11 protein-coding genes are annotated in these 11863 nt (G+C 62.4%); 3 read left to right on the forward strand and 8 right to left on the reverse strand.

All coding sequences use genetic code 11. From position 1 onward, the window contains the following. Positions 1-28: 28 nt before the first annotated feature. The 5 genes from livF to ACJ8MK_RS20015 all read right to left on the reverse strand — a co-directional run bounded on the left by livF (position 29) and on the right by ACJ8MK_RS20015 (position 4938). On the reverse strand, positions 29-730 hold the full coding sequence (gene livF, locus ACJ8MK_RS19995; RefSeq protein ID WP_442518005.1) for a high-affinity branched-chain amino acid ABC transporter ATP-binding protein LivF: 702 nt from the start codon (positions 728-730) through the stop codon (positions 29-31). A 1-nt stretch (position 731) separates the two neighbouring features. Then, a complete protein-coding gene (gene livG, locus ACJ8MK_RS20000) occupies positions 732-1502 on the reverse strand; it encodes a high-affinity branched-chain amino acid ABC transporter ATP-binding protein LivG (protein ID WP_033636686.1) in 771 nt (256 codons plus the stop codon). Next, on the reverse strand, positions 1499-2782 hold the full coding sequence (locus ACJ8MK_RS20005; RefSeq protein ID WP_033636685.1) for a high-affinity branched-chain amino acid ABC transporter permease LivM: 1284 nt from the start codon (positions 2780-2782) through the stop codon (positions 1499-1501). The genes livG and ACJ8MK_RS20005 overlap by 4 nt, the downstream gene beginning before the upstream one ends. After that, positions 2779-3705, reverse strand: a complete 927-nt coding sequence (livH, locus tag ACJ8MK_RS20010; RefSeq protein ID WP_015376290.1) for a high-affinity branched-chain amino acid ABC transporter permease LivH — start codon at positions 3703-3705, stop codon at positions 2779-2781. Before livH ends, ACJ8MK_RS20005 begins: the two co-directional genes overlap by 4 nt. Before the next feature lie 117 nt (positions 3706-3822). Continuing rightward, the gene (locus tag ACJ8MK_RS20015; RefSeq protein ID WP_033636684.1) at positions 3823-4938 is read right to left on the reverse strand and encodes a branched-chain amino acid ABC transporter substrate-binding protein; all 1116 of its coding nucleotides are present in this window, start codon (positions 4936-4938) and stop codon (positions 3823-3825) included. A 405-nt stretch (positions 4939-5343) separates the two neighbouring features. On the opposite strand from ACJ8MK_RS20015, the gene panM reads away from it, so the two are divergent. The 3 genes from panM to ACJ8MK_RS20030 are packed head-to-tail and all read left to right on the forward strand — an operon-like array spanning position 5344 to position 9009. Next, positions 5344-5736: an aspartate 1-decarboxylase autocleavage activator PanM gene (gene panM / locus ACJ8MK_RS20020; protein ID WP_033655138.1), complete on the forward strand. Its 393-nt coding sequence runs from the start codon at positions 5344-5346 to the stop codon at positions 5734-5736. Further along, positions 5733-6950 (forward strand): DUF3142 domain-containing protein, encoded by a 1218-nt coding sequence (locus ACJ8MK_RS20025; RefSeq protein ID WP_442518006.1) that lies wholly within the window; start codon positions 5733-5735, stop codon positions 6948-6950. Before panM ends, ACJ8MK_RS20025 begins: the two co-directional genes overlap by 4 nt. A gap of 43 nt (positions 6951-6993) precedes the next feature. Beyond that, entirely contained in the window at positions 6994-9009 is a 2016-nt protein-coding gene (locus tag ACJ8MK_RS20030) for a hypothetical protein (RefSeq protein WP_442518021.1), read from the forward strand. A gap of 63 nt (positions 9010-9072) precedes the next feature. On the opposite strand, the gene rpoH is transcribed toward ACJ8MK_RS20030, so the two are convergent. From rpoH to ftsE, 3 genes are all read right to left on the reverse strand, one after another. Continuing rightward, a complete protein-coding gene (rpoH, locus tag ACJ8MK_RS20035; RefSeq protein WP_004934345.1) occupies positions 9073-9930 on the reverse strand; it encodes an RNA polymerase sigma factor RpoH in 858 nt (285 codons plus the stop codon). Between the two features lie 317 nt (positions 9931-10247). Next, a complete protein-coding gene (gene ftsX, locus ACJ8MK_RS20040) occupies positions 10248-11201 on the reverse strand; it encodes a permease-like cell division protein FtsX (protein WP_033636680.1) in 954 nt (317 codons plus the stop codon). Next, entirely contained in the window at positions 11191-11862 is a 672-nt protein-coding gene (ftsE, locus tag ACJ8MK_RS20045) for a cell division ATP-binding protein FtsE (RefSeq protein ID WP_004934337.1), read from the reverse strand. The genes ftsX and ftsE overlap by 11 nt, the downstream gene beginning before the upstream one ends. Between the last annotated feature and the right edge of the window lies 1 nt (position 11863).

Genomic DNA, 11863 nt, shown 5'->3' on the forward strand with positions numbered 1-11863 from the left:
TGATTATTTTAATTCGTAGGGGAGCGGATTAACCGCCCAGATACGCCGACCTCACTGCTTCGTTGGCTAACAATGCAGCCCCCGTATCTTCCAACACCACGCGGCCGTTTTCCAGCACATAACCGCGGTCCGCCAATTTCAGCGCCTGATTGGCGTTTTGCTCCACCAGGAAGATGGTCATGCCCTCTTCCCGCAGCTGCTGAATGATGTCGAAGATCTGCTGGATGATGATCGGCGCCAGCCCGAGCGAGGGCTCGTCGAGCAGCAGCAGCTTCGGCTGGCTCATCAGCGCGCGGCCGATGGCCAACATCTGCTGTTCGCCGCCGGACATGGTGCCGGCGCGCTGGCTTCGGCGCTCCAGCAGGCGCGGGAACAGAGTGAACACCCGTTCGATGCGCTGTTGATACTGCCGGCGATCGGCGAAGAAGCCGCCCATCGCCAGGTTTTCTTCCACCGTCATGCGCGAGAAGACGCGCCGCCCTTCCGGCACGATCGCCACCGCTTCGCGCATGATGCGCGAGGTTTGCCACTGGGTGATGTCCTGACCCTGGAAGACGATGCTGCCTTCGCTGGCGCGCGGCTCGCCGCACAGAGTGCCGAGCAGCGTGGTTTTACCGGCGCCGTTGGCGCCGATTAACGTCACGATTTCACCCTGGCTTATCGTGAGGCTGACCTGATGCAGCGCCTGAATTTTGCCGTAGTGGGCGGATACCTGATTGAATGACAACATATTATTCTTCGCCCAAATAAGCCCGGATCACGTCCGGGTTGTTGCGGATCTCCGCCGGTGTGCCCTGCGCCAGCGGCGTGCCCTGATTCACCACGTAAATGCGGTCGGAGATGCCCATCACCAGCTTCATGTCGTGCTCGATCAGCAGCACCGATACCTTATGCCGATCGCGCAGCTCGACGATCAGGTGGTCCAGCTCGTCGGTCTCTTTCGGGTTGAGGCCGGCGGCCGGTTCGTCCAGCATCAGCAGCTCCGGCCGGGTCACCATGCAGCGGGCGATCTCCAGCCGCCGCTGCTGCCCGTAGGCCAGGTTGCCCGCCGAACGGTTGGCCATCTCCAGCAGGCCGACGCGCTCCAGCCACTCCGCCGCGTGCGTCAGCGCTTCGGCTTCGGCGCGGCGGAAGGCCGGGGTTTTCAGCAACCCGGCAAACACGCCGCTTTTCAGGTGCTGATGCTGCGCCACCAGCAGGTTTTCGATCACCGTCATTTCACGGAACAGCCGCACGTGCTGGAAGGTGCGCACCACGCCCATGCGGGCGATGGCCTGCCCCGCCAGCCCTTCCAGGTGGCGATCGCGCAATTTGATGGTGCCGCCGGTCGGGCGGTAAAAACCGGTCAGGCAGTTGAACACCGTGGTCTTACCGGCGCCGTTGGGGCCGATCAGCGACACGATTTCGCCTTCGTTCAGCGTCAACGCCACGTTGTTGACCGCCAGCAGCCCGCCGAAACGCATCGACAGGCCCTCCACCTGCAGTAAAGGTTGAACGCTCATGCCTGCTCCCCCTTGCCCGCGTGAATATCCGCCGCCTGCAGCTTCAGCTGCGGCCGTTTCATCGGCAGCAGCCCCTGCGGCCGCCAAATCATCATCAACACCATCAGCGCACCCAGCAGCAACATGCTGTATTCATTCAGATCGCGCATCAGTTCGCGCGACACCACCAGCAGGATCGCCGCCAGAATGACCGCGAACTGCGAGCCCATGCCCCCCAGTACGACGATCGCCAACACGAAGGCCGATTCGACGAAGGTGAAAGATTCCGGGCTGACGAAGCCCTGGCGCGCGGCGAACAGCGTGCCGGCAAACCCGGCGAAAGCGGCGCTGATGGTAAAGGCGGTCAGCTTGATGCGCGTCGGGCTGAGGCCCAGCGAGCGGCAGGCGATCTCGTCTTCGCGCAGCGCTTCCCAGGCGCGCCCGAGCGGCATGCGCAGCAGGCGGTTGATGACGAACAGCGTCAGCACCACCAGCAGCAGCGCCACCAGATACAGGAATATGATGCGATCGCTCGGATCGTATTTCAGGCCGAAGAAGTTATGGAAGGTATCCCAACCGCCGTCGCGCACGCTGCGGTTGAACTCCAGGCCGAAAAAGGTCGGTTTCGGGATCTGGCTGATGCCGTTCGGCCCGCCGGTGATCTCGGTATTGTTCAGTAGCAGGATGCGCACGATCTCACCGAAGCCGAGCGTCACGATCGCCAGATAGTCGCCGCGCAGCCGCAGCACCGGGAAACCGAGCAGGAAGCCGAAGGCGGCGGTGACGATGCCCGCCAGCGGCAGGCTCTCCCAGAAGCCGAGGCCGTAATAGTGATTCAGCAGCGCGTAGGTGTAAGCGCCGATGGCGTAGAAACCGCCGTAGCCGAGCACCAGCAAACCGGACAAGCCCACCACCACGTTGAGGCCGAGGCCCAGCATCACGTAGATCAGCGTCAGGGTGGCGATATCCACCGTGCCGCGCGACACCAGGAACGGCCAGGCGACCGCCGCGACGATGAGCAGAGCCGCCAGCAGCTTTTGCCGCGGCGTGGTGCCGTCGAAGCTCGGCAGCACGAACGCCGGGCCGGAGACTTTTTTCAATCCCTGTTGCAGCAGCGGGCGCAACAGCTGGAAGAAAAAGACGATGACGCAGCCGATGCCGATCCACATCCAGCGCACTTCCGCCGCGCCGTGCACCACCAGCTTGGTGCCGTCCAGGCTAAGCTGCATGCCCATCAGGAACGACGCCATCACGAACAGCACCGCCGTGGCGATCAGCGCATTGAGCAGATTGAGTTTCATACTTTCTCAACCTCCGGACGCCCGAGGATGCCGGTCGGCATGATCAGCAGCACCACGATCAGCAACGCGAACGACACCACGTCTTTGTATTCGGTGCTGAGATAGGCGGAGGTCAGCGCTTCCGCCACGCCCAGCACCAGGCCGCCGATCATCGCGCCGGGAATGCTGCCGATGCCGCCCAGGACCGCGGCGGTGAAGGCTTTCATGCCGGCCATAAAGCCGATGTAAGGGTTGATGACGCCGTAGAACTGGCCGAGCAACACCCCGGCCACCGCCGCCATCACCGCCCCGATGACGAAGGTCAGCGAGATCACCCGGTCAGTGTTGATGCCCAGCAGGCTGGCCATCTTCAGGTCTTCCGCACAGGCGCGGCAGGCGCGGCCCATGCGTGAATAGCGGATAAACAGCGTCAGCGCCAGCATCGCCAGGAAGGTCACGAGCCAGATGGTCAGCTGCATGGTGCTGATGGTGGCGGCGAAGCCATTGCTTTCCCCCAGCACCCACTGGCCGGTCACCAGGCTGGGCAGCGCCAGATCGCGTGAGCCCTGCGTCAGGCTGACGTAGTTTTGCAGGAATATCGACATGCCGATGGCTGAGATCAGCGCAATCAGGCGCTTGGAGTTGCGCACCGGCTTGTAGGCCACCCGCTCGATGCTCCAGCCGTAGGCGCTGGCGATGACGATCGAGACCAGAAACGCGGCGCCGATCAGCAACCAGCCGACGTCGATGCCGAGCATCATCAGGGCGGCGATCACGATAAAGGAGACATAGCTGCCGATCATGTACACCTCGCCGTGGGCGAAGTTGATCATGCCGATGATGCCGTAAACCATGGTGTAACCGATGGCGATCAATGCATAGGTGCTGCCCAACGTTAAGCCGTTGAACATCTGCTGCAGAAAATAGAGGAGTTGCTCTGACATACTCTGAACCCTTGGCTGCGAAACCCGCCGGCGGAGAACCGGCGGGTAAAGGGAGACGGGGCCGGCAAGCCGACCCGCCGGGCGCAGCGAGCCGCGCCCCACCCTAATCATTATGGCTTATTTGATCGGTGTGGACGTGCCGTTGGCATGCCACTCGAACACGCCGAACTCGAAGCCTTTCAGATCGCCCTTGTCATCCCAGCTCAGCGGCCCCATCACGGTCTCCACCGGCTTGCCGGTTTTCAGATCCTTGACGATGTCCGCCGGCTCCTGGCTGCCGCTGCGCTCCATGCCGGTGGTCAGCGACTGCAGCGCGGCATAGGTGGTCCAGACGAACGGGCCGGTCGGATCCAGCTTCTTGGCTTTCAACGCATCGACGATCGGCTGGTTGGCAGGCACCTGATCGTAGCGTTTCGGCAACGTCACCAGCATGCCTTCCGAAGCGGCTCCGGCGATGTTGGACAGCGAGGAGTTGCCCACGCCTTCCGGCCCCATGAAGCGGGTGGTCAACCCGGCCTGCTTGGCCTGGCGCAGGATCTGGCCCATTTCCGGGTAGTAACCGCCGAAATACACGAAGTCGATATTCTCTTTCTTCAGGCGCGCCACCAGGGTGGAGAAGTCTTTGTCGCCGGCGGTGATGCCTTCGAACATCGCCACTTCGGTGCCCTGTTTTTTCAGGCTGTCGCGCACCGAGCGCGCCAGGCCTTCGCCATATTGCTGCTTGTCGTGCACCACGGCGATGCGCTTCGGCTTGATGTCGCTGAGGATGTATTTGGCGGCGGTCGGGCCCTGATCCGAGTCCAGGCCGGTGGTGCGCATGATCATCTTGTAGCCGCGGGTGGTCAGATCGGCGTTGGTGGCCGCCGGGGTAATCATGATCACGCCTTCGTCTTCATAAATATCGGACGCCGGCTGGGTGGAAGAGGAGCACAGGTGGCCGATCACGTAGCGAATGCCGTCGTTGATCACCTTATTGGCGACCGCAACCGCCTGTTTCGGGTCGCAGGCGTCGTCGTATTCCACGCCGACCAGCTTGTCGCCCTTGATGCCGCCCTTGGCGTTGATGTCGGCAATCGCCTGGCGCGCGCCGGTAAACTCCATGTCGCCATACTGCGCGACCGGACCGGACATCGCCCCGACGATCGCCACCTTGATGTCTTTCGCCATGGCCGCCTGGCTCATGGCCATCGCAATACAACCCGCCAGTAGTGCCTTACCTGTTGTTAATTTCATCCGCAAATCCCCATCTGTCGTTGTGAACGTACCTGTTGTGTTTGCCTGCACCGGATCGTTATTGACCGCTTTTGTTATAAGTAATAATGATTTAGGCGCTTTGTTGGCATTATTTTCTAATAAGACTTTATTTTTCATGCCATTAAACAGGAATTTTCTTCTGCAAATCAACTTCATCAGGCAGAAACAAGCGGTGTAAACAGGATAAAATTCGAATTAAATCTGCGCTCTTTACCTTGAGGCGTAGTGCGTTGTGCTGGATAACAATCCGTTTACTAACTATTTACTCGGAAAATGCCCCGTGCAAAAAACATATTGCACAGTAATCGTACAGAAAAACTTACACAACGCTCTGCACAAGATCTATTACACTGTCGGCATCATTTAGCTGCGCGGAAATTCTGCATGAAACTGACCATCGAGCGCCTGACCGCGCTGTCCCCGCAAGACCTTATCGACCTCGGTAAAATTTGGCCGCACCAGCAGCCGGAACAGTGGCAGAGCTGGCTGAGCGACGGCAAGGCGCTGTTCGCCGCCCGCTTCAACGAGCGGCTGCTGGGGGCGGTGAAAATCGCGCTGCAGGACGACCGCGCCGAGCTGCAGGACCTGCTGGTACGCGAAGTGACGCGCCGCCGCGGCGTCGGTCTTTACCTGGTACAGGATGCGCAGCGTCAGCTGCCGCAGATCGCCCACTGGCAGCTGTCGACCGCCGGCCTGGCGCCGCGCGAACGCGGGGAAGTCGATAACTTCATGCGCGCCTGCGGCTTCGCACCGCAGGGCGATCTCTGGCAAAAATGAAACGCCGGCTGGCGGCGCTGATCTTGATTGCGCTGGGGCTGGCGGCCGCGCTCCTCGGGCGCCAGCAGGCGCTGCGCCTGGCCTCAGGCTGGGATCAGCAGGTTTATATCTGGCAGCGGGTCTGGACGCCGCAGCACGCCGATGCGCTGGCGCACAGCCGCGATCTGTTCAGTGGGCTGCGCGTGCTGGCGCTGCAGGTACATCCGCGCGAGGGCTGGCGGGAGATCCCGGCCGATCTCAGCCTGCTGCGGCAGGACGGCCGCCCGCTCTGGCTGGTGGCGCGCCTCGACGGCCAGCTGCCGCAGCTGGACCAAGAGGCCATTATCCAGCGCCTGCAGGCGCTCACCCAGCGCTGGCAGGCGGCCGGGCTGCCCGTCACCGGCGTCGAGATCGATCATGACGCCGCCACCGCCCGCCTGCCGGACTACCAACGCTTTCTGCAGCAACTGCGCCAACGGCTGCCCGCCGCTTTGCAGCTCGGCATCACCGCCCTGCCGGCCTGGATCGGCTCGCCCGACCTGTCCGGCGTATTGCAACAGGCCGACAGCTCCGTCCTGCAGGTACATGCGGTGCTCTCGCCGCAGCAGGGGCTGTTTGACGGCTCCTTGGCGCTGCGCTGGGTGCGGCAGTACGCCGCCGTCACACCGAAGCCGTTTCGCGTCGCGCTGCCGGCCTACGGCATGGCGCTGCTGGGGTTTGATGCGCAGGGCGCGCAGGTGGAGAGCGAGTCCTCGCTGCGCGTGGCGGGCAACGGCCGCGAGCTGACGGTTGCGCCGCAGCAGATCGCCGATTTTCTGCAGACGCTGGCGCAGCAAACGCCGCCCCGGCTGCGCGGCATTATCTGGTTCCGCTTGCCGCTGGCGGACGATCGGCGCGCCTGGTCGCTCACCACGCTGCGAGCGGTGATCGAACGGCAGCCGCTGAACGTCGACTGGCAGATAAAATTTAGGCCTCAGCCACAGCAAAACGGGCTGTATGATCTGATAATTCATAACAACGGGCCGGTGGACGCCCCGCTGCCGCAAGAGGTGGCCATCCGCGCCGACGACTGCCTGGCGGCGGACGCGGTCAGCAACTACCGGCTGGAATCCGCACCGCAGCGGCAACGCTTTATTCGCATCAGCGGCGATCAGCTGCGCGCCGGGCAATCCCGGCCGCTGGGCTGGCTACGCTGCCAACAACTGACGCCAGGAGGCACCCTTGTCACACCTTGATACGCGCGCGGCACGGAACACCCGCCGCCTTCTTCCGCTGGCCATGCTGATCGGCGCCGCGCTGCCGCTGAGCGGCTATGCTTGCGGCCCGGATTTCCCTAACCGGCTGCTGATCGACCGCAACGGCACCCTGCTGTATATGCCGGAGGGCAATTTCGCCTTCGAAGCCGGCCGGCTGGTGCCGGCGGATAAACAGCTGCCGCACTGGCAAGCCCCCCCGCCGCCGATGCCGCCGAAACCGATGCCGCAGTCGCCGGAAACGGTGGCGATCGGCAAAATGCGCGCCGCCAAAACGGTGGAAGAGGCTGACGCCGTCAATACGCAGGGGTTGTCCAACGCCGCACGCCTTTATCAACTGGGCGCCGTCGCTTTCGCCAGCCATGATCCGCGCGCCACAGACTATTTCCAGCAGGTGCTGAAGCTCCCGGCCGCCGAACAGGGCGACTGGGGGCTGCGGGCGCAGTATTCGCTTGGGCGGGTGTTGATGGCTGACCACGGTACGCCGGTGAATGAATCGGGTGAAGCGGCCCCCGCCGCCGAGCATCCGCCTAAAGCCGAACTTGAACAGGCGCTGGCGGCGTTCCAGCAGGTGATCGATCGGGTGAAAAGCGGCGCCGCCGATCCCGACCAGCTGGCGCTAAGCAGCCTCGGGCAGCAGGCGCGCATCCACCTGTGGCTGGGTGACGTCGCCCCCGCTGCCCACCTGTACGCACAGCAGGCGGCGCAGGGCGATCCGAGCGGCGGGCAGTCGCTGCAGTACGTCTCCAGCTACCTGGTCAATCCCGATCATCTGGAAACGCTGAAACAGATTATCGGCGATCCGTTGATCCAGCAGCTGGTGACCATTGAGCTGTTCGCCCGCAGCGGCAACCTGCAAATGGCGGATACCGACGGCAACGGCCGCTCTGCCCAGATCATCAGCCAGATACTGACGCTGCTGGACGGCACGGTGAAAAGCGGCTTCGCCGGCAGCGATCGGCTGGCGGCATTGGCCTACCGCTCCGGGCAGTACCCGATGGCGGCGAGCCTGCTGAAAAACGCCGGCGACGGTGGCCTGGCGTGGTGGCTGCGCGCCAAAATGGCGCTGCGCGACGGCGACGTGAAAGCCGCCACCGCCGCCTACGCCAAGGCGGCAAGCGCGTTCCCCGCCGACGAAAGCTGGGGCGAACAGCGCAACGCCGACTTCGTCGCGGAAACCATCGTCCCCGAGTGCCGGGTGGCCGGCGAACAGGCTATTCTGGCGCTGAACCGCGGCGACTATCTGCAGGCGATGGACCTGCTGTATCGCGGCAAGGCGATCTACTGGGCCGACGTGGCCGATGTGGCAGAGCGCGTGCTGACCGTCGATGAGTTGAAAGACTTTGTCGATAAGCACGCCCCGGCGCCGACGACGCCGCTCAAGCCGGTTAACCCGGACGACTACGGTGGCGGCCAGCAAATCACGCCGGAAGTGCAGCTGCGCGAACTGCTGGCGCGGCGCTTGATGCGCGCCGGGCGGGCCGCGGAAGCGCAGGCCTATTTCGATATCCCTAACTACCGGCAAGCGGCGCAGCAGTACGCCGATGAGCTGAAGGCCGCCAAGGACAAATCCGCCGCGCCGCTGGCGCGCGCGCAAGCTTACTATCGTGCGGCCAACCTGCTGCGCGCCCAGGGGCTGGAGTTTACCGGCTATGAGATGACGCCGGATTACGCCATCTATGGCGCCGGCTATTCCTATCTGGGGGATGCGTTCGATACTCGCGAGCTGAAGCATAAAAGCTGGATCGACAGCGCAGAAGCGGCGCGCGCCAAGGCGGCGCTGCCGGCGCAGGACAACCGTTTCCTGCACTATCGCTGGCAGGCGGTGGGGCTGGCGCAACAGGCGGCCGATCTGCTGCCGCCGAAGAGCCAGGCCTATGCCGCCGTGCTGTGTAACGCCGCCAGCTGGGTTATCAAGCGCGACGCCAAGACCGGCCGGGCGCTTTATCAACGCTACATTAACACCGGCACTCGCTACCCGTGGGCGGCGAAATTCGGCTACGACTGCCCGGCGCCGGACTTTACCGCCGTGGCGCCATAACGCCGAATTTCAGGCATGAAAAAGCCCGGCTTGCCGGGCTTTTTTTTCGAATATCGCATCGACTCAGGCTTCGATCGCCATTTTCAATTTCTTCATGGCGTTCTTTTCCAGCTGGCGCACGCGTTCGGCGGAAACGCCGTACTGATCGGCCAGCTCCTGCAGCGTCGACTTGTTGTCGTCGTCGAGCCAGCGGGCGCGGATGATATGCTGGCTGCGCTCGTCCAGACCTTCCAGCGCATAGGCCAGTTTGTCTGCGGCGTTGCTTTCCCAGTTATCTTCCTCAATGCCTTCAGCGAAGTCGGAGCTCTTGTCCTGCAGGTACAGCACCGGCGCCATCGACTGGCCATCGCGGGCCTCGTCGTCCGGAGTCGGATCGAACGTCATGTCCTGCGCCGCCATGCGAGATTCCATCTCGCGCACGTCTTTGCTGGTTACGCCCAGCTCGCGGGCCACCAGTTCCACTTCGTCCTGGTTGAACCAGCCCAAACGCTGTTTGGTTTTGCGCAGGTTAAAGAACAGCTTGCGCTGCGCTTTGGTGGTCGCCACTTTCACGATGCGCCAGTTGCGCAATACGTACTCGTGGATTTCCGCCTTAATCCAATGCACCGCAAAGGAAACCAGACGCACGCCGACTTCAGGGTTGAAGCGGCGAACGGCTTTCATCAGGCCGATATTGCCTTCCTGAATCAGATCCGCCTGTGGCAGACCATAGCCTGAATAGTTGCGGGCAATATGAGCGACAAAGCGCAGGTGAGACAGGATGAGCTGCTTAGCGGCATCCAGATCGCCCTGATAATGCAGCCGTTCAGCCAGCTCCCGCTCTTCCTCTGCCGTCAGCATCGGATAGGCGTTGGCTGCCCGGATATAGGCTTCCAAGCTACCTTGGGGTACTAAGGCTAAAGTTTGCATTTCTTTGGTCATTCAAACCCTCTCTATGAGAATACAAAATCATGCAGGTGATTATTACAGCGGGGAAATGATTGATTCTACGGCAGTTGCTGAAGCAAAAGCGGTTCCACACGCCGGGCACCTTAACATTTGCTGCAATTTTTGACCGTACTCCGCCCTAAAAGTTCACCCTTTTTTGCAAGCATTGTTGCTGACAATACGTGACGAGAGTGCAGGCCGATAGGGAATTTGTGCGCTAAGAAGAGAGGTGTTGTGCTGACTTCGCTTGAGGTCACTCTTCTCCCGCAACGCGATCAAAAGCAGCAGGAGAAGAGTATACCAAAAAAATCTTACTGTGGTGTAAATCGGCGTAAATGTTGCACCGTCGCCAGCCAGGCGGCGATCCAACCGATCATCGCGGAGATGATCAGCAGCAACAGCGCCTCGTCCCAGCCCAGCCCGTGCAGGGTGAAGGTGGTGCCGAACACCTTGGCTACCCCGGCGACTACCGACTCCAGCTGCCACACCAGCGCGCCGGACAGCACCAGCGACAGCAGCGCGCCGGCAAAGCCGAGCATCGCCCCGCCGTTAAGGAACGGCCGCAGGATAAAACCGTCGGTGGCGCCGATCAGCTTCATCACGTTGATGGTGTCGCGGCGACTGAAGATGCTCAGACGCACGCTGTTGCCGATCACCAGGAACACCGCCACGATCATCAGCACGCCGATGATCGCCGCGATCTGGCCCGCCAGCCCGGTCAGCGCCGCCAGGCGGGCAAACCAGCTGTCATCCATACGCACTTCTTCCACGCCCTGCACCGCCGCCACGCGATCGCGCAGGGTGTTGAGGGTATCCGAACTCTGGAAGCTCATCTTCGGCGTAACGATCGCCACCGCCGGCAACGGGTTCTCTTCCAGCATGTCCAACGCGCCGCCAAAGCCCGACCAGTTGCGGAACTCGCCGCGCGCTTCTTCACGCGACAGGTAATTCACCTTCTCCACGCCGGCTTCCGCCTTGATGGCGTCGAGCACTTTCAGCGCCGCGTCGTCGTCGAGCGATTTATCCAGGTAGACCGTCAGCTGCGGCGTCGGGTACCACTGGCTGGCCGCGGTGCTGACGTTTTTCCACACGATGTAGCACACGCTCGGCAGCGTCAGGGAGATGGCGATCACCATCACCGTCAACAGCGTCGCCAACGGCTGGCGCAGCATGTCTTTGATGGCGTTCATCCAAGCGTAACGCCACTGCTCGCGCCAGCCGCCGCGCAGCGCCTTGCTCTTGGCGGTTTTTGCGTTATTGGCCATGGTGAGCGCCCCCTTGCATGCGGCCCTGGCTCAGCGTCAGGATGCGGTAATTGCGGCGGGCGATAAGCCCGGTGTCGTGCGTCGCCATTAATACGGTGACGCCGACGCGGTTGAATTCTTCAAACAGGCGCAGAATGCCTTCCGACAGCGCGTCGTCCAGGTTGCCGGTCGGTTCATCCGCCAGCAACACCGCCGGCTTGTTCACCACCGCACGGGCGATGCCCACGCGCTGCTGCTCACCGCCGGACAGTTGAATCGGGAAGTTCTTCGCTTTATCCAGCAAACCGACCTTGTCCAGCGCGGCGGAGACGCGGCGGCGGATGTCTTCGGTACTGGCGCCGGCGATGATCAGCGGCATCGCCACGTTGTCATACACCGTGCGATCCAGCAGCAGGTGGTGATCCTGGAAGATCATGCCGATCTGCCGACGCAGGAACGGCACCTCGCGGTTTTTCAAACGACTGATGTCGTGGCCGCCAAACCAGATGTGGCCGGCGCTGGGCCGTTCGATACCACAAATCAGTTTCAGCAGGGTACTTTTCCCCGCGCCGGAATGGCCGGTCAGAAACGCCATTTCCGCCGGGCGCAGATGGAAATCGACCCCCTGCAGCGCTTGCCGTCCGCCCAGATAAGCTTTACTGACCTGTTCAAAGCGAATCATC

Origin of the sequence: Serratia sp. CY38905 (genome assembly GCF_052168875.1) — a bacterium.
GTDB lineage: Bacteria > Pseudomonadota > Gammaproteobacteria > Enterobacterales > Enterobacteriaceae > Serratia > Serratia sarumanii.